The organism is Asticcacaulis sp. AC460, from assembly GCF_000495795.1.
GTDB lineage: Bacteria > Pseudomonadota > Alphaproteobacteria > Caulobacterales > Caulobacteraceae > Asticcacaulis.
Genome location: NZ_AWGD01000024.1, coordinates 46,318 through 65,114, shown reverse-complemented (window position 1 = coordinate 65,114; position 18,797 = coordinate 46,318). Strand labels below are relative to the sequence as shown.

The window sequence follows — 18,797 nt, the reverse complement described above, 5'->3', positions numbered from 1 at the left end:
TAACGATCTGCGCTTGGGTTGCGCCCTGTTTTGTGAAGGAACTGCGTAGATGTCGATGAGGATGGTCGGACTGGTCAGTGCGATTGCACTGGGTTTTGGCATGATGGCCCACGGTGCCGTGGCCCAGGTAGCGGCCCCGCCGACACCTCCGATCGTCCTGCCGCAGGATGTAGCCTTCGAAGGCACCATGACGGTCGCCGTCGATGCCACCGACCTGAACCAGCGCATCATCAAGATCCAGCAGACCGTGCCGGCCAAGCCGGGCCCGCTGGTGTTGATGCTGCCGAAGTGGCTGCCGGGCAAGCACCATCCCGCCAACGGCAATATCCAGCGCATCGCCGGCCTGGAGATCACCGCCAACGGCCAGTCGGTCAAATGGACCCGCGACCCGGTCGAGATGAACGCCTTTCACGTCGACGTTCCGGCCGGCGCCGGCGAACTCAAGATCGCCTTCCAGTACCTGGCGCCGACCGCGTCTTCGACCGCGCGCATCGTGCTGACCAACGACATGATGAACATCCAATGGGAGTTCGCCTCGCTGTATCCGGCTGGCTACTATGCCGCACGCATTCCTGTCACCGCCTCGATCACTCTGCCGGACGGCTGGGGCTACGCCACCGCATTGGAAACCGCGACCAAAACCGGCAACACCGTCCAGTTTAAAACGACGGACTACGAGACCTTCGTCGATTCTCCGCTCTTTTCCGGCCGCTATTTCAAGACCTACGACATCGGCCCCGCCGGGTCCGTCCCGGTGCGGCTGAACGTCATGGGCGACAAGCCCGGCCAGGTCGAAGCCAGCGAAGAGATCGTCGCCATTCACCGCAAGATGATGGTCCAGGCCTATAAGCTGTTCGGCGGCCATCACTACGACCACTACGACTTCCTGGTGTCGGGGACGGACTGGCTGGGCGACATCGGCCTGGAGCACCACCAATCGACCGAGATCGGCATGGAGCCCAAGTGGCTGACCGACTGGAAGAACGAATATGTCGGCCGCGATGTCCTGACCCACGAACTGGTCCACTCGTGGAACGGCAAGTTCCGCCGCCCGGCGGATATGTGGACGCCCAACTATCAGGTGCCGATGCGCGGCAGCCTGCTGTGGGTCTATGAAGGCCAGACCCAGTACTGGGGCCATATCCTGGCGGCGCGTTCGGGCCTGTACAGCAAGGATCAGGAACTGGAATACCTGGCCATCATGGCCGCTGGTCTCGACAACCTGCCCGGGCGCGAATGGCGCGACCTGGCCGACACCACCAACGATCCAGCCATGTCGGCGCGCGCCGCCCAGACCTGGCGCGCCTGGCAGCGCAGCGAAGAATACTACACCGAAGGCTATCTGATCTGGCTGGACGCAGACACCCTGATCCGTGAGAAGACCAACGGCAAGAAGTCGCTGGACGATTTCGCCAAGACCTTCTTTGGTGTCAATCCGGGATCGCGCACGCCGGTCACCTACACCTTCGACGACATCGTCGCGGCGCTGAACAGCGTCTACGCGTACGATTGGGCGACTTTCCTGAACACCCGCCTGCATTCTGAGGGGCCGGGGGCGCCGCTCGACGGCATTACCCGCGGCGGTTACAAGCTGGTCTATACCGACACGCCGACCGCCTATTACAAGGCGACGGAAGCCCTGCGCAAGAACGTCAACCTGACCTATTCGCTGGGTATCGCCGTCAACTCCAAGGACGCGGTGATCAGCTCGGTGCAGTGGGATAGCCCGGCTTTCAAGGCGGGCATGGCGCCTAACGCCACGTTGATCGCGGTCAACGGAAAGGCCTATGACGCCGATATCCTGAAGGCGGCGATAACCGCGGCCAAGGCGGGTGCGGATCCGATCGAGCTTCTGGTCAAGATTGACGATAACTACCGGACCTTCAAGATCGATTACCACGACGGCCTGCGCTACCCGAAGCTGGAACGGGTCGAGGGCAAAAAGCCGCTGCTGGATGATATCTTGGCGGAGAAGAAATAAGCGAAAATCAACCGTTGAAAGGCTTGCTTTTCTTATCCTCCCCCGCTCGCGGGGGAGGTGTCGAGCAAGCGAGCCCTCCTTAGGGCGAAGTGCGTCGAGACGGAGGGGGCGTGACAAGCTCCGCCCTTTAGCCGTTTGACGATTTAGAGCGTAAAGCGCATAACCCCGCCATGATCCGGCTGTACATATCCGAACCGACACCGGCCTTCACCGAAGGCCTCACCATCGTGCTCAATCCCGACCAGTCGCGCTACCTGGCGGCTGTCATGCGCCTTTCCGTCGATGATACGGTCTCCATCTTCAATGGCCGCGATGGCGAATGGACCGCGCGCCTTAGCGAGGTCGGCAAGAAGTCGGTCAAACTCGAACTGACCGAACAAACTAAGCCACAATCAACAGGGCAGGGGCCGATCCTGGCGGTCGCCCTGATCAAACGCTCGGCGCTGGAATATATCATCGAAAAAGCCACCGAACTGGGTGTCGGCACCATCCAACTTTTGACCACGCGGCGCACGAATGCCGGTCATACAAATGTTGAACGCCTTGTTTCCATTGCCAAAGAATCGGCTGAGCAGACCGAACGCCTGGACGTGCCCGAAATCCTGGCGCCGGTGAAACTGGACCGCTTCCTGGAAGCAAATGCCTTCGACCGGCTGATCTTCGGCGACGAAAACTCGACCCACGAGACCGACGGCGAAACCTTGCCACTCCTGGAAGCCCTCAAAGCACCGCCGGTCGAACGGACTGTGATCCTGATCGGCCCCGAAGGCGGATTCGACGACGAGGAACGGCGGACTTTACGCAACCGGCCGGACTGCGTTCCAGTCAATCTGGGGCCACGTATCCTGCGTGCCGACACCGCCGCGATCAGCGCGCTCACCCTCTATCAGGCGGCCGTCGGCGACTGGCGCTAATTTAGCAATCCTCTCTTGTGTGCCTGCGATGACCGGCCCATATAGGCGGCGACTTCGCAAACAAAAAAGGGCAGGCGGTATGGCGTATTCGGGTGAGGCAGAGCCCCTGCGGACCTTTTCCGAACTGGTGAGCTATTTCCAGTCGGGTGAAAAGCCGCGTGAGCGCTGGCGCATCGGCGCTGAACACGAGAAGTTTGCCTTCCATCTGTCCGATCTGACGCGCCCGGCCTACGAAGGACCCGACGGCATCCAGGCCATGCTGAAAGGCCTGATGCGCTTTGGCTGGCAAGGCGTCTACGAAGGCGAAACCCTCATTGCTCTCAGCCGCAACGGCGCCTCGGTATCGCTGGAACCCGGCGGCCAGTTCGAGCTGTCCGGCGCACCGCTCGAAACCCTGCACGATATCTGCGAGGAAACCGGCCAGCACCTGGAAGAGGTGAGGGCGGTCGCTGGCGAACTGGGCCTGGGCTTTGTCGGCACGGGTTTCTCGCCGCTGTGGACGCGCGAAGAAACCCCGGTCATGCCCAAGGGCCGCTATAACATCATGCGCGCCTACATGCCCAAGGTTGGCAATCTCGGCCTCGACATGATGCTGCGGACCTGCACGGTTCAGGCCAATCTCGACTACGCCTCCGAAGCGGACATGGTGAAGAAGTTCCGCGTTTCCCTGGCGCTGCAACCGATCGCCACGGCCCTGTTCGCCAATTCGCCGTTTACCGAAGGCAAGCCCAACGGTTTCGTATCGGCCCGCGCCAATGTCTGGACCGACACCGATCCCGACCGTACCGGCATGCTGGACTTCGTTTTCGAGGACGGTTTCGGCTATGAGCGCTATGCCCAGTACGCCCTGGACGTGCCGATGTACTTCGTCCACCGCGACCACTATATCGATGCCTCCGGCCAAGACTTCAAAGCCTTCATGAAGGGCGAACTGCCGGCCTATCCGGGGCATCGTCCGACCATGGACGACTGGGCCGATCACCTGACCACCCTGTTCCCGGAAGTGCGTCTCAAGAAGTACCTGGAGATGCGCGGCGCTGACGCCGGTCCGTGGGGCCGTCTGTGTGCCTTGCCGGCGCTGTGGGGCGGGTTGTTCTACGATCAGACGGCTTTGGACGCCGCCTGGGATCTGGTTAAGAACTGGACCACCGAAGAACACAACCGCCTGCGCGGCATGGCGGCCAAGACCGGCCTGAAGGGCGAGATCGCCGGCCGGCCGGTCAAGGACTGGGCCATGGACGTACTGAACATCGCCAAGCTGGGTCTGAAGAACCGCAACAAGCTGTCGGGCGGGTTTATCGACGAAACCGGCTACCTGGCCGAGCTGTTCGAAATCGCCGACAGCGGCCTGACGCCGGCCGACCGTCTGCTCGAAAAGTATCACGGCCCGTGGCAAGGCGATATCCGCCGGCTTTATGCCGAGGAAGCGTACTAAACCGTTTCGTATACGATTTGACGATGGCGCTTGCCAAACCGCTAAATACCTGATCATGTCGCAAAAAAGGCAGCACTCCTGAGTGTTAGCCACATAGCCACTTTGCGAGATATGTAATGCTCAACCTCGTCCTTCTCGGCGGCATCGTTATCACGTTGCTGACGGCGATTCCTGTCGTCCTGCAGATGCGCAATCACCCCAAGGGGCTGATCGTCTGCTTCTTCATCGAGATGTGGGAGCGCTTTTCCTTCTACGGCATGCGCGGCCTGCTGATCTTCTATCTGACCAAGCAGTTCCTGTTCGACGACGCCATGGCGGTGGAACAGTATGCCTCGTACATGACGCTGATCTACCTGGTGCCGCTGGTCGGGGGCTTCATTGCCGACCGTTGGCTGGGGACACGCCGCGCCGTCATGTTCGGCGGCATTCTGCTGGTCCTGGGCCACGCCGGCATGGCGCTGGAAGGCCAGCCGGCGCAGCAAAACCTTACGTACCACGGCCAAACCTATGAGGTCGTGCGCGAGGACAAGGCCGTGAAGCTGAAGGTCGGCGACGCCCTGTACAGCTACAAGTCCGGTGGCGACGACAGCCTGGTCATCGATGGTTTGCCGCAAGGCTCACCCCTGCCGTCGGTGCTGGCCAAGGGCGATTATGAAGTCGTGACCAAGACGGTGACGCCGTGGGCCGAGACCGCCTTCTTCATTTCGATTTCGCTGATCATCATGGGGGTGGGCTTCCTGAAGGCCAATATCTCCAGCCTGGTCGGGCAGTTGTACAAGGACCGCGACCCGCGGCGGGATTCGGGTTTCCAGCTCTATTATTTCGGTATCAACCTGGGTTCGTTCTGGGCGGCCATCATCTGTGGCTGGCTGGGGACGACGGTCGGCTGGTGGGCCGGGTTCGGCGCCGCCGGCATCGGCATGGTGCTGGGCCTGGTCGGCTTCATGATCGGCAAGCCGTGGTTGCTGGGCAAGGGCGAGGCGCCCAATCTGGATGTCATCAAGGAAAAGATCGGCGGCTTCATCAGCCGGGAGCACGCGATCTACGCCCTGAGCCTGCTGGGCGTGGCCGTGGTCTATTACCTGGTCCAGCATAACGACATCGTCTTCTACTGTCTGGTGGTCCTGACCCTGGTGATACTCGGGTATGTCATCTACAGCATGTTTACGCGGTTTACGCGGGTGGAGAATTTCCGCATCGGGCTGGCCCTGGTGCTCAGCGTGTCGTCGATCGTCTTCTTTACGCTGGAGGAGTTGGCGGGGTCGGCCCTGAACCTGTTCAGCGACCGTCACGTCGATCTGACGGTGTTTGCGCAGCCGGTGGTGCTGGGGAACTGGGTGTTTGCGTCGCGGGACCAACTGGCAGCCATGACCATGCAGCCGGGCATGACCTGGGTGGATACGGGGCTGACGCCGGCCCAGACCAGTACCCTGTTCAGCGCCGCGTTCATTTTGATTCTGGCGCCGATTTTCGCGGCCCTGTTCACCTATCTTGGCCGGCGCAATGCCGATCCGGATCCGGTGAAAAAGTTCGCCTTCGGTATCGTGGCGGCCGGCTTTGCCTTTATTGTGCTGGTGTGGGGTGGGCATTCCTTCGTCAACGCCCTGTTCCAGTTGCCGCTGATCTTCCTGGTGATGAACTACTTCCTGACGGTGGTAGGCGAGATGGCCTTGTCGCCGGTCGGTCTGTCGCAACAGACCAAGCTGTCGCCGCCGTCGATCGTCTCGACCATGATGGCGCTGTGGTTTACCGGCCTGTCGTGGGCCCAGTTCTTCGGCGGCAAGATCACCGAGCAGACCAAGGCCTTCACCATCGGCGGCGAGGTGGTCGATCCGGGTCAATCGCTGAACCAGACCCTGTCGGTGTTCAGCACGATCGGGATCGGCGTGATCGCGTTCGGCGTTGCCCTGTTTATCCTGAGCTTCTTTATCAAGGGATGGGCTGGTGGTGCGAACGATGGTGTGACGGAAGAAGCTGCGAAATAGCGAATGGGGTGTGGGGCCTGAGGCCCCACCTCTTCCTCTTTCTACTAAAAAACCTCGCCCCCAAAGGGGCGAGGTTTTTTAGTAGAAGGGAAAGGCGAGGGGCCGCGGGCCCCTCAACCCCATTCGTTTTTTACAGTTCTTTCTTCACCCGCACGATCACAAACGGGTTCGCCTTGCCATCACTATGCTCTTGACGCACGATCGGGGTCTGTTCCCGCAGGCCATCCCACACCGTCCGCGTCATCTGGTCCCGGCGCTTCGGCGGGTTCTGGAAGATCACCGCCCAGGTGATGTTGTCCTTGGTCTTGTACTCGGCCCACAGAGCGATCCACGGCGCCGACTTGTAGCGGTATTGCTCGGTGGCGTGATACTGCGTGCCATTGTTCAGGCTGTTGATTTCCACACCCCAGTTGGCGCGCCAGCTCGTGATGTTCTGGCTCAGCACGATATTGAACCGGTCCGGATTGAGCCCCGAAATCGGCCGCGAGTCCCCTGTAATCGGATCGGTCACACTGGTGAAGTACTTGGTATAATCGACCTTCAGCTCGCCGCCCTTGAACTTGAATTTGTCCAGCGGCAGCGTGAAATTCACCCCAATCTCATCCCGCACCCCGTCGCCGATGTTGCCGCGGGCATTGAATACCCCGTCATCGGTCACGATCGGCGCGAAATCCAGCGTGTCCTCCAGCGAGGCATGCTTGAACGATACGCTCAAAGCCCCCTTGGTCCAGAAGCCGTAATCGAAGGTCAGGGCATGGGCCCATTCCTTCTGCGGCACGATCGACGGATTGCCCGCCTTGACCACCTCGGTATCCAGCGACACCGACGACGCAAAGTCACCGAAATCGAGCTGCCCGACGACACGCTCCGACCGCCAGCTCACCTTGAGCTTGTCGCGCGGCGACCACACCACCTGAATCGAGGGCTTGGGGTAAACGAACGATTCCGACCGGTTGTCCTGGGCCACCGAAATGGTCGAGGTCTCGACCTTCAATCCGGTTTCGACGCTCAGCTTCGGATTTACCTGCCAGTTGCGGATGACGTAATATTCCGCCCGGTCTTCCTCGACCAGCACATTGTCAAACGGCACATTCTGCTGGCTGTCGTTCTCGGTGTAGCGCGAGGCGACATCGCGGCCGTTATAAACACTCTCCGCGCCGAATTTGTAGGTGATCTTCTCCTTCGGCTGCCAGGTCAGCTTGCCGCTGATGATGTTCTCGCGATCCTCGGACTTGGACACGTAGCGCGACGTATCCGGACCGTCTGTATAGATGTCGTCCAGCGTCTCGTCGTCCATCCGGTGCAAAAGGTTGATATCCATCGACAGCGTCTTGGTCAGCTTGCGCTCGAACTGCAGCCCTAACTCGCCCTCGGTCTCCTGCAGGTCCAGATGTTCCTTCGCCGTCGATGCGTCCCGGATGTAGCGGGCATCATACTCATAGTCGATCGGATTGAGGCTGCCGTTCAGCGTAATCTTGCCGCCGAACAACGGACGCGCATGGGTAAACCGCTCGGCGTGACCCGAACCGCCGCCGCGCTGATCGATGAACATCCGCACCGGCGTCGGATCGCTGAAGTCCGGCTCATAGATATAGCGTGTCGTGTCGTGCGCACCGTTGTCGTTGAAACCGAACGACTCCATGTAAAATTCGGTCAGCACACCGCCACGGTTGCGCGAATAGCTGAAGAAACCGGCCGGCTTGGACGAACCCGGGAAGAACTTGACATTGCCGCCAAAATTGATCGTCGCCTTGTCGCTCTGCTTGCGCACCACATTGACGATCTGGCGATAGCCCTGCATGTCGACGCCGGGCGCGCCGCCGGTGATCAATTCGACCCGCTCGACCTGGGCCGACGAGATGGTGTTCAACTGCTCGGCCAGGTTCGCTTTGCTGGCAGGACGCTGGCCGTCGATGACCACATTGCCGGCTGCACCGGCGAACCCGCGAACCTCATCGCCCTGGTTGAAGGCGAAGCCCGGAACCCGGAACACCATGTCCAAAGCCGTCGACACCTGAAACTGGGTGAAATAGTCGGCCTGGTAGGTGACCACCTGATTGCTGCTGTCCGCCGCGGGCGCCGGGGCCGTATCCTGGGCCTGGGTCAGAGCCGGCGCAGCCAGGAGCACGAGAGCTAAGGCGGAGGTGACGTAGAAACGCATAGTTATAAAATCCCCGGTAGACATCCTGCCGTTCGCGGCGGTCCTTGCCGCGACGGAATACCGTGCCGGCGTCGCTGACAAGTTAAATGCCTGTAACAATTTCAACGAAATTCGGCCCGAAACCATCAGGTTTCGGACCGGAAATCAATGTAAAATCAACCTATTAAAAAATCTAACTACGGCATTTTTCGTAGGTAATTCCGCGAACGACATTACGCAGAATTAATGTAACAGCGCCGCTTATTTCGTACCGCCGACCGTCAAACCCCTGATTCTCAGGCTGGGCTGGCCGATGCCGACCGGCAGCGACTGGCCCGCCTTGCCGCAGGTGCCGACACCCGGATCGAACTTGAAATCGTCGCCGATCATATCGACCTGGCCCATAGCTGCCGGACCATCGCCAATCAGCGTCGCGCCCTTGACCGGAGCGCCGACCTTGCCGTCCTCGATCAGATAGGCCTCGGTGCACTGGAAGACGAACTTGCCGTTGGTGATGTCGACCTGGCCGCCGCCGAAGTTCACGGCATAAAGCCCCTTCTTCGTCGTGGCGATCATATCGTCCAGCTTGTCGCTACCACCACGCATGAAGGTGTTGGTCATGCGGGGCAGGGGCTGGTGGGCATAGGACTGACGCCGGCCGTTGCCCGTCGCACTGACTCCCATCTGCCGCGCCGACAGCCGGTCATGCATATAGCCGACCAGTATCCCATCCTCGATCAGCGTCGTGCACGAGGTCGGTGTACCTTCGTCGTCAATGTTCAAAGAACCGCGTGCATCCGCTACGGTGCCATCATCGACGATGGTCACGCCCTTGGCCGCGACCTGCTTGCCCATCTTCCCGGAAAATGCCGAAGTGCCCTTACGGTTGAAGTCGCCCTCAAGCCCATGCCCGACCGCTTCGTGCAACAACACGCCCGGCCAGCCTGGCCCCAACACGATGTCCATTTCGCCCGCCGGCGCCGGAATGGCGTCCAGATTGACCAGGGCCTGGCGGATGGCCTCGTCGACCTGGGCCTGCCACTTTTCCGGCGAGGTGATGTCGAACCAGGAAATCCGCCCGCCGCCGCCCGAAGATGACGTCTCGCGGTGGCCATTCTTCTCGACCGAGACGCTGACATTCAACCGCACCAGCGGCCGATAGTCATGATACATCTGCCCACCCCCGCGCAGGATTGTGATGGCGCGCTTGTCGCAGGCCAGCGACGCCGATACCTGGACCACGCCCGGATGCGCCTGGCGGGCATAGGCGTCCATGGCTTGCAACAGGGCGATCTTGTCGGCAAAGGCCATTTCGCCAATCGGGTCATGCGCCTGATAATAGGACCGGTTGGACCGCGCCGGATGCGACGCAACCAAACTCACATCGACATTCTTGCCCTTCTTGGCCAGCACCGCGGCCTCGGACGCCCGCGCCACCGCGTCCAGCGACAGCTCGGCGCTGTTGGCGAAGCCGATCGTCTCGCCGGCCACGATGCGGAAACCGAATCCCTGGTCAGCATTATAGGCCGACGACTTCAGCCGGCCGTCATCGAACAACAGCGACTCGCCCTCACGCTTCTCGATGAAGATCTCGCCATCGTCGGCGCCTTTCAGGGCTTCGTCCAATAAGCCCTGCGCCGCGTGAAGATCGAAATCACCCCAGTCGGCAGTGGCGGAATCAGCAGGGGAGGAGAGGGCCATGATATCGATGCTCATATATGTAACTGTCGGTTCTATTTAGGCGTGCCCGCACCGTATGACCATGGCAAAGCGCAATTTTTCCGCGCCTTTCCGCGACAAAGTAGCGCACCTTGCGCGCAGTCAAAGCCTGCACGCGCTGGATTTGCCGCAAAGACCCTGTTCAAAACCCGGAAATCCTTTTTTTGCCCTTTGCAATTGCCCGCGAACGCATTATGGGATCGTTTCTGATCGGGCGGCCCGGCGGGCAGCGGCCAGGCGTGGCTGCGCGAATCGTTGCCGGGGCTGGCGTCGGTCAAATGTCTATTACGGTAAAGGTTGGGACGCACAGTGCACCGCGTCCGGCCGCAAGATGAGGCCAGAATTATGGGATTTGGGCGAATGGGCATGAACGGGCTGATGAAGGCCGCGTGCGGGGCTGTAGCCACCTTGACGCTGAGCGGCGTGCTGGCGATGTCCGCCGCCGCCGAGCCGCTGATCGGTCAGCCGACTGACAAGGAAATGGGTCTGCAGCCGAACGTGACTGAACTGGGTCATGAGGTTGACTGGTTCTACAACGGTCTGCTGTTCCCGATCATCACCGTCATTTCGCTGTTCGTCCTGGCCCTGCTGGTCTGGATTGCCATCCGCTACAACCGCAAGGCCAATCCGACCCCGGCCAAGTTCTCGCACAACACCCTGATCGAGATCATCTGGACCGTCGTGCCGATCATCATCTTGGTGGTCATTGCCTGTTTCTCGATGCCGCTGCTGAAGAAGTTCAATGACGTGCCGACCCCCGACGTGGTGGTCAAGGCGACCGGTAACCAGTGGTACTGGGCTTACGACTATCCGGAACTGGGCGTCGAAGGCATCGAAGCCCGCCTGCTGCCGGAAGCCGCCGACCTCAAGAAGGCCGAGGCCGCCAAAGTGCCGTACCTGCTGGCTACCGACAACAAGCTGGTTGTGCCCGTCGGTAAGGTCGTCCACGTCCAGGTTACTGCCAACGACGTTATCCATGCCTGGACCGTCCCCGCCTTCCGCGTCAAGGTTGATGCCGTGCCCGGCCGCCTGAACAGCCTGTGGTTCAAGGCTGACAAGATCGGTACATACTATGGCCAGTGCTCGGAGCTGTGCGGCCAGGACCACGCCTACATGCCCATCGAAGTTCAGGTCGTGTCCGAAGCCGATTTTGATAAATTCATCGTCGCCCAGGGTGGCAAGACCCGCGCCATGATCGCCGCCGAAGAAAAGGCGGCTACGGCTGCCGCGGCCCAGGCCGCCGCCGATGCTGCGGCTTCGGCACAGGCGGATGACGCCGCTTCGGCCCAGGCAGCTCCGGCTGAAGCTGCCGCGACCCCAGCGGCCGCGCCTGCCGCCGCGCAACCTTCTTCGTCGCCTGCCGCCGCGCCTGCCGCTGCTGCGCCGGCTGCAAACTGAATAAAAGTATAGAGAGACCTTATCCATGGCTACCGTCGCCGCCTCTCACGATCATCACCACGATGATCACGACCACAAACCGGGCTTCTTCGACCGCTGGTTCTTCACCACGAACCATAAGGATATCGGCACCCTCTATCTGGGCTTCGCCATCATGGCGGGTCTGGTCGGCGGCGCGCTGTCGGGCTTTATCCGGTGGGAACTGTATGAGCCGGGTCTTCAGATTTTTGCCAAGGGCTCGATGCTGGATGCCCTGGGCCTGTTCGACCTGACCAATCCGGCCGCGCAAAAGCACGCCTATAATTCGTTCGTCACCGCCCACGCCGTTATCATGATCTTCTTCATGGTTATGCCGGCCATGATCGGCGGCTTCGGCAACTGGTTCGTGCCGATCATGATCGGTTCGCCGGACATGGCCTTTCCGCGTCTGAACAACATCTCGTTCTGGCTCCTGGTTGCCTCGTGGATACTGCTCTGCGTGTCGCTGTTCACCCCGTCGGGTCCCGGCGCCGGCCAGCATGGCTTCGGCGGCGGCTGGACCATGTACCCGCCCATGTCGACCCACGCCGGTTCACCCGGCCAGGCCTTCGACCTCGTGATCCTCAGCTTCCACCTGTCGGGCGCTTCGTCGATCCTGGGCGCCATCAACTTTATCACCACCATCTTCAACATGCGCGCCCCGGGCATGACCCTGCACCGCATGCCGCTGTTCGCCTGGTCGGTGCTGGTCACCGCCTTCCTGCTGCTGCTGTCGCTGCCCGTCTTCGCCGGCGCCATCACCATGCTGCTGACGGACCGTAACTTCAACACCTCCTTCTTCCAGGCCGCCGGCGGCGGTGACCCCGTCATGTACCAGCACCTGTTCTGGTTCTTCGGCCACCCGGAAGTCTACATCCTGATCCTGCCGGGCTTCGGCATCATCTCGCACATCGTCGCCACCTTCTCGAAAAAGCCCGTCTTCGGTTACCTGGCCATGGCCTACGCCATGGTGGCCATCGGTGTCGTCGGCTTCGTCGTGTGGGCACACCACATGTATACGGTGGGCATGAGTTTCGATCTGCGCGCCTATTTCGTGCTGGCCACCATGGTCATCGCGGTGCCCACCGGGGTTAAGGTCTTCTCGTGGATCGCCACCATGTGGGGCGGCTCGATCACCTTCTCTGTCCCGATGCAATGGGCGATCGGCTTCATCTTCCTGTTCACCGTGGGCGGCGTCACCGGCGTGGTCCTGTCGAACGCCCCCATCGACTACTCCCTGCACGACACCTATTATGTGGTGGCCCACTTCCACTACGTTCTGTCGCTGGGCGCCGTCTTCTCGATCTTCGCCGGTTTCTACTACTGGTACGAAAAGATGTTCGGCATCAAGTACAACGCCTTCCTCGGCACCGCCCACTTCTGGGTGATGTTCGTCGGCGTGAACCTGATCTTCTTCCCGCAGCACTTCCTGGGTCTGCAAGGTATGCCGCGGCGCTATGTCGACTATCCGACCGGCTTCACCTACTGGAACCAGATTTCGACCATTGGCTACGCCATTACCCTGGTCGGCGTGATCATCTTCCTGATCATGCTGGTCGAATCGATCATTCGCCGCCGTCCGGCCGAAGCCAATCCGTGGGGCGAAGGCGCCACGACCTTGGAATGGACCCTGTCCTCGCCGCCGCCGTACCACCAGTTCTCGGAACTGCCGGTCATCAAGGAAGACGACCACCACTAGGTCGTCTTCGGAACCAGAACGGATCAGGGGGTGAAGTTCGCTTCACCCCCTTTCTACGTCAGAGCTATCGCTTGCGGATATTATGAACCACTGAACTAGGAACGCCTTAATTTTTATACTCCCCCGCTATGCGGGGGAGGTGTCTGCAAGCGGAGCGCAGCAGACGGAGGGGGGATTTCTTGGCGCCAAATCTTGAAGCGTACGGCACAGGAACCGGACTTTCAGAGGGCCAAATCCCCCACCGTCTCATTTGCTGACCGCAAATGATCCACCTCCCCGCATAGCGGGGAGGTATAAGATGGTATATTGAGCCGGTGACTGATCGTATGTGACAGCCCTGCCTTCTACGTAGAGATAAGATGAGCAAGAAACCCGCTAAGCCAGAGGCGCCGCTCGACATCGCCACCGACCTGAAGCAGGCCTATGCCTCCCAGGCGCTGCGCGGCTCGCCCGGGGACTATTTCCAGTTGCTCAAGCCGCGGGTCATGTCGCTGGTGGTGTTCACCGCCCTGACCGGACTGATTATCGCCGGTAAGCCGATCCACCCCTTCCTGGCCTTTATCGCCATCCTGTGTATCGCCCTGGGCGCCGGCGCTGCCGGAGCGCTGAACATGGCGCTGGAAGGCGAAACTGACGCCCTGATGCGCCGTACCAAGCTGCGCCCCGTCGCCGCCGGCCGGGTGACGCGCAATGACGCCCTGACCTTCGGCGGCGTCCTGGCCTTCCTGTCGGTCTTCATGATGTGGATCGCCTTCCCGGATGGCCTGGCCGCCGCGCTCCTGGCCATGACCATTGTCTATTATGTCGTCCTATACACCCTGGTGCTGAAGCGCCGGACGCCGCAGAACATCGTCATCGGCGGTGCTGCCGGCGCCTTCCCGCCGGTCATCGGCTGGGCGGCCGCGACGGGCGCCGCACCCTGGGAAGCCTGGATCCTGTTCGCCATCATCTTCCTGTGGACCCCGCCGCACAGTTGGGCCCTCGCGCTCTACACCGCCGAAGACTACGCAAAAGCTGGCATCCCCATGATGCCCGTGGCCAAGGGCGCCAAATCGACCCGGTTGCAGATACTGCTTTATTCGCTGGTCATGGCGCCGGTGGCCTGCCTGCCGATCGCCACGGGCCTGGGCGGCCTGGTTTACGGTTTCGTTTCGGTGGTCGGCGGCGCGGTCTTCATCTATTTCGCCCTGCGCGTCTATCTGTCGCGGGCGGGAGACCACCCCGAAGGTGGCGAAAACAGCCTTTACGATGTTAAGAAGGAAGCCCTTTCGGCGCGCAACCTGTTCGCCTATTCGATTTTCTACCTGACGGCGCTGTTCGCCACCCTCCTGGTCGAACACCTGATCAAAGGCGTGATGTCATGACCAACGACAACGGCAAGAAGGCCTACCTGGCGGCGCAATCGCGGCGTAACTACTTTATCGCCGGCGGCCTGCTGGTCTTCGTGGTGCTGGTCTTTTTTGTGACCATGATCCAGATGGGCCGCAACACGAAAATTGAAAAGCTCAACGCCCTGAAAAGCCAGGCCGCGGCGGTAAGTTCGGCCGCGCCCGCTACGCACTGATATGAAACGGAATACCAAGGTCGTTCTGTGGCTGGTGGCGGCCGTGGCCTTCATGGGCGGCCTGGCCTTTGCCAGCGTGCCATTGTACCGCGCCTTCTGCAACCTGACCGGATTCGACGGCACGGCCATGCGCGCGACCAAGGCGCCCGAAGTGGCGACCGACGTCATCGTCCGGGTCCGGTTCGACACCAATACCCGTGACATTCCCTGGACCTTCAAAGCGGAAAAACCCTATCAGGACGTCCGCATCGGCAAGACGGCGATGATGTACTTCACCGTCACCAACACCGCCGATCATGCGATCACCGGCCGCGCCGTGTTCAACGTCCTGCCCGAGACCATGGGGCCGTTCTACCGCAAACTTCAATGCTTCTGCTTCGATGACCAGACGCTTCAGGCGGGGGAATCGAAGACCTTCCCGATGGTCTATTTCCTCGATCCGGAGATGCTGAAAAACATCGACACGCGCAAGGTGCGCGACGTAACCCTGTCCTATACGTTTTTCGAGTCGAAAGCGGCAAAAAAGTAACGCAAAAGCGGCCATTTTGGTGGCTGCTTCGCATTGTCTTTGAAAAAGAACTGGCCTAAACGGAACCATCCGGCTAAAGGCCGAATATTAGCATTTCCGCGCGCTCCCGGGCGCGTTACCGAGGTGAGTTGAACGAGAATGGCCCACGGCGTCAAACACGACTATCACATCATCAATCCTTCGCCGTGGCCCCTGATGGGTTCGGCGTCCGCGGTGTGCTGGGGCCTGGGCCTCGTCATGTGGCTGCAGGGTCTTTTCGGCTTCGAAAAGGGTAGCTGGTGGCTGTTCGCCGTCGGCATTACCGGCATCCTGCTGACCATGGTCTTCTGGTGGCGCGACGTCATCAAGGAAAGCAAGGCCGGCGACCATACCCCGGTCGTCCAGATCGGCCTGCGCTACGGCATGATCATGTTCATCGCCTCCGAAGTCATGTTCTTTGTGGCCTGGTTCTGGATCTTCTTCGAAATGGCGCTGTTCAACACGCACCGCGCCGGCGACCATTCCGCCATCGAGGAAGTCCGTCAGGCCTGGTCGACCTGGCCGCCGCACGGCGTCGAAACCATCGATCCGTGGCACCTGCCGCTGCTCAACACCCTTCTTCTGCTGACCTCGGGCACGACCGCCACCTGGGCGCACCACGCCCTGACCGAAGGCGACCGCGAAGGCGTAAAGTGGGGTCTGATCCTGACCATCATCCTGGGCGCCACCTTCACCGCGGTCCAGGCCTATGAATACTTCCAGATCATCCACCACCACGAATTCTTCAGCGAAGAATCGGCCAATGCCGGCCTGTACGGCTCGTCCTTCTTCATGGCCACCGGCTTCCACGGCGCCCACGTCCTGATCGGGACCATCTTCCTGATCGTCTGCCTGTTCCGCCTGCTGGCTGGCCACTTCACGCCGCAAAAGCACTTCGGCTTCGAAGCCGCCGCCTGGTACTGGCACTTCGTTGACGTGGTCTGGCTCTTCCTGTTCGCCTTCGTCTACGTTGTCTTCGGCGGCGCGCCGCATTGACAACGCAGGGCGGGGCCGGCTTCATCGCAGCGGCGTTCGGGCGTTGCCCGATCTGTGGCAAGGGTAAGCTGTTCACATCCTATCTCAAGGTGGCGCAGGCCTGTGCGGTCTGCGCCGCGGATTTCAAGGCGGCGGATACCGGAGACGGTCCCGTCGTCTTTGTCATTCTGATCGCCGGTTTTGCCGCCTGTATTGGCCTGTTGGTCAGTTTCCTGGCCTGGAACTGGAGCCCGGTTATGTTACTGTCCGTCTGGCCGGCCTTTGCGGTCGTCCTGGCCCTGGCCCTGATGCCGGTCCTGAAGGGCCTGATGGTCGCCGTCCAGATTCGTCACAAGGTAAGAGACTGAGAATGAGCCTCTCCCGTTTCGTCCAAGCCATGCCCAAGGGATTGACCATCGCGGTGGCGGTGGCCTTCGTCATCCTCAACTGCCTTGGCGCCTGGCAGGTCCAGCGTCTGATGTGGAAAAAGGGTCTGCTCGCCGAATTGGCCAGCACCCAGGCCCAGGCGCCGCAGCCGCTGGACAAGGTGCTGGCCTCAAAGAAACCGGCCTGGCGCTCGGTCGCCCTGACGCGGTGTGACGTGTCGCCGGAAATGATCATCCACATGAACAGCCTCAGCAACGGCAAGCCCGGCTATCGCCTGCTCGTGGCCTGTCCGGCCGGCGACAGGAGCATCCTGGTCGAACTGGGCTTTGCCGAAACCCGGCTCCAGCCGTCCCTGACCATCGAACACCCGGTCGGCCGATTGCGCGCCTATGACAAGGCCGGCCTGGTCACACCAATGAACGATCCGATCCGTAATGACTGGTACTGGCGTTCGCCGCTGGAAATGGGGCCGTTCCTGCGCGCGCCCGATCTGCGCGAAGACTATTTCGTCATGCTGGACCAGGCGCCGTCCGGCGTTTCGGTCGAAGACCTGGAGCAGGGGCACCTGACCGCTGAACTGAGCAATCGTCACCTCGAATACGCCCTGACCTGGTTCGCCCTGGCCCTGACCCTTTTGGGCATGTACATCGCCTTCGTGATCCAACGCATGCGGAAACTATGATTCTGGACGGACAACGCCTTTATACGTTCGACAACGGCCTGCGCTTGCTGGTTGACCCAATGCCCGGCGTCAAGACCTTTGCCCTCAACGCCCTCATTCACGGCGGGGCGCGCTTCGAAACCGAGGCGCAATCGGGCTGGGCCCACCTGCTGGAACACATGGTATTCAAAGGCGCCGGCGGCCGCGACGCCCGCGCCCTGGCCGAAGCCATCGAACACAAGGGTGGCAGCATCAACGCCTCGACCGGCTACGAACACACCCGGTTCGAAGTCCGCGGCCTGTCGTCGCTGCTCCCCCTGGCGCTGGAGATCGTCACTGACCTGATGTTCCGGCCGCAACTGGACCGCACCGAACTGCAACGCGAAAAGAAGGTCATCGCCCAGGAAATCCTGGAAGCTTTCGACACACCGGACGACCATGTTTTCGACCTGCTGCAGACAGCCATGTTCCAGGACCAGGCCCTTGGCCGGCCGATCCTGGGCAGCCGCAAAAGCCTGAACCCGGCGAAACCGGAACCTTTGCGCGACTTTGCCGGCACGCTGTACGCGCCGCACCGCATCGTCATCTGCATCTCGGGCGGCGTCACGGCCGAAGAGGTCTTCGCCGCCGCCAAACCGCTGATCGGCCCGGTTGCGCCACATGCCGGCTTCGCGGCACCCGATGTCCTGCGCTTCACCCCCGGCCATGCCGTCCAGAAGCGCCGCATCGAACAGGCCAACCTGACGCTCGGTTTCGACGCCATCGGCCGCACCGATCCGGACATCATTCCGCTGCGGCTGTTCGGAGAAATCCTGGGCGGCGGTATGGCATCGCGCCTGTTCCAGGAAGCGCGTGAGGCGAGGGGCCTGGCCTACGCGATCGACTCTTACACCACGCCGTATCGTGACGGCGGCGTGTTCGGCGTCTATGCCGGTTGCGCGCCCAAGGATGTCGCGCCGCTGAGCGAACTGATCCGCCGCGTTCTGACCGAACTGGCGGCCGATCCGAAGCCGTCGGAGCTGGAGCGGGCAAAGGCCCAGTTCACCACCTCGCTGTTCCTGAACTTCGAAGGCGCGGGTTCGCGCGCCGCGGCCTTTGCCAGCCAGATGTCGGTGTTTGACAAGGTCTTTACGCTGGACGAGGTCGCCGTGGACATCGCGGCGGTGACTCGCGACGACCTGGTCCGCGTCGGCGGCGCTGTCGCTTCCCAACCCGGCGCCTCGGCCCTGCTGGGCCCCAAAACCATGACCCTGGCGGCGTAGCCAAAACGGCCTTGGTCCGTGCAGCCTGGCTTTTCCCAAGGGGGAACCACGGCATGGAAAGAGTCGGCACGACATGGAATTCCGGTTGACCGTTCTCCCGCGCGAAGCGCCT

General features: G+C 61.3%; 15 protein-coding genes. 13 read left to right on the top strand and 2 right to left on the bottom strand.

The annotated features are described in order from the left end of the window. Positions 1–55 precede the first annotated feature (55 nt). The 4 genes from ABAC460_RS38415 (at position 56) to ABAC460_RS38400 (ending at position 6,315) form a co-directional block, all read left to right on the top strand. A complete protein-coding gene (locus ABAC460_RS38415; protein ID WP_031236961.1) occupies positions 56–1,981 on the top strand; it encodes a M61 family metallopeptidase in 1,926 nt (641 codons plus the stop codon). A gap of 170 nt (positions 1,982–2,151) precedes the next feature. Continuing rightward, on the top strand, positions 2,152–2,895 hold the full coding sequence (locus tag ABAC460_RS38410; protein WP_023454047.1) for a 16S rRNA (uracil(1498)-N(3))-methyltransferase: 744 nt from the start codon (positions 2,152–2,154) through the stop codon (positions 2,893–2,895). A gap of 79 nt (positions 2,896–2,974) precedes the next feature. Next, on the top strand, positions 2,975–4,330 hold the full coding sequence (locus tag ABAC460_RS38405) for a glutamate--cysteine ligase (RefSeq protein WP_023454046.1): 1,356 nt from the start codon (positions 2,975–2,977) through the stop codon (positions 4,328–4,330). Positions 4,331–4,446: 116 nt separating this feature from the next. Continuing rightward, positions 4,447–6,315, top strand: coding sequence for a peptide MFS transporter (locus ABAC460_RS38400; protein ID WP_023454045.1), 1,869 nt, complete (start codon positions 4,447–4,449; stop codon positions 6,313–6,315). A gap of 130 nt (positions 6,316–6,445) precedes the next feature. Here the strand turns inward: ABAC460_RS38400 and ABAC460_RS38395 are convergent, their stop codons facing one another. Together ABAC460_RS38395 and tldD are read right to left on the bottom strand one after the other, a co-directional pair. Further along, positions 6,446–8,476: a TonB-dependent receptor plug domain-containing protein gene (locus ABAC460_RS38395; RefSeq protein WP_023454044.1), complete on the bottom strand. Its 2,031-nt coding sequence runs from the start codon at positions 8,474–8,476 to the stop codon at positions 6,446–6,448. 240 nt (positions 8,477–8,716) lie between these two features. After that, complete coding sequence (gene tldD / locus ABAC460_RS38390) at positions 8,717–10,156, bottom strand: metalloprotease TldD (protein ID WP_031236960.1); 1,440 nt, start codon at positions 10,154–10,156, stop codon at positions 8,717–8,719. Between the two features lie 378 nt (positions 10,157–10,534). Here tldD and coxB point away from each other — a divergent pair, with 378 nt between their 5' ends. The 9 genes from coxB to ABAC460_RS38345 all read left to right on the top strand — a co-directional run bounded on the left by coxB (position 10,535) and on the right by ABAC460_RS38345 (position 18,685). Next, entirely contained in the window at positions 10,535–11,572 is a 1,038-nt protein-coding gene (gene coxB / locus ABAC460_RS38385; protein WP_023454042.1) for a cytochrome c oxidase subunit II, read from the top strand. Positions 11,573–11,597: 25 nt separating this feature from the next. Then, positions 11,598–13,289 (top strand): cytochrome c oxidase subunit I, encoded by a 1,692-nt coding sequence (gene ctaD / locus ABAC460_RS38380; protein ID WP_023454041.1) that lies wholly within the window; start codon positions 11,598–11,600, stop codon positions 13,287–13,289. A gap of 359 nt (positions 13,290–13,648) precedes the next feature. Next, a complete protein-coding gene (locus ABAC460_RS38375; protein ID WP_023454040.1) occupies positions 13,649–14,653 on the top strand; it encodes a heme o synthase in 1,005 nt (334 codons plus the stop codon). Beyond that, positions 14,650–14,853: a hypothetical protein gene (locus ABAC460_RS38370; protein WP_023454039.1), complete on the top strand. Its 204-nt coding sequence runs from the start codon at positions 14,650–14,652 to the stop codon at positions 14,851–14,853. Before ABAC460_RS38375 ends, ABAC460_RS38370 begins: the two co-directional genes overlap by 4 nt. A 1-nt stretch (position 14,854) precedes the next feature. Next, positions 14,855–15,382: a cytochrome c oxidase assembly protein gene (locus ABAC460_RS38365; protein WP_023454038.1), complete on the top strand. Its 528-nt coding sequence runs from the start codon at positions 14,855–14,857 to the stop codon at positions 15,380–15,382. Positions 15,383–15,520: 138 nt separating this feature from the next. After that, positions 15,521–16,396, top strand: coding sequence for a cytochrome c oxidase subunit 3 (locus tag ABAC460_RS38360; protein WP_023454037.1), 876 nt, complete (start codon positions 15,521–15,523; stop codon positions 16,394–16,396). Then, the gene (locus tag ABAC460_RS38355) at positions 16,393–16,743 is read left to right on the top strand and encodes a DUF983 domain-containing protein (protein WP_023454036.1); all 351 of its coding nucleotides are present in this window, start codon (positions 16,393–16,395) and stop codon (positions 16,741–16,743) included. The genes ABAC460_RS38360 and ABAC460_RS38355 overlap by 4 nt, the downstream gene beginning before the upstream one ends. Before the next feature lie 2 nt (positions 16,744–16,745). Continuing rightward, positions 16,746–17,444, top strand: coding sequence for an SURF1 family protein (locus ABAC460_RS38350; protein WP_023454035.1), 699 nt, complete (start codon positions 16,746–16,748; stop codon positions 17,442–17,444). Continuing rightward, complete coding sequence (locus ABAC460_RS38345; protein WP_023454034.1) at positions 17,441–18,685, top strand: M16 family metallopeptidase; 1,245 nt, start codon at positions 17,441–17,443, stop codon at positions 18,683–18,685. The genes ABAC460_RS38350 and ABAC460_RS38345 overlap by 4 nt, the downstream gene beginning before the upstream one ends. Positions 18,686–18,797: the final 112 nt, after the last annotated feature.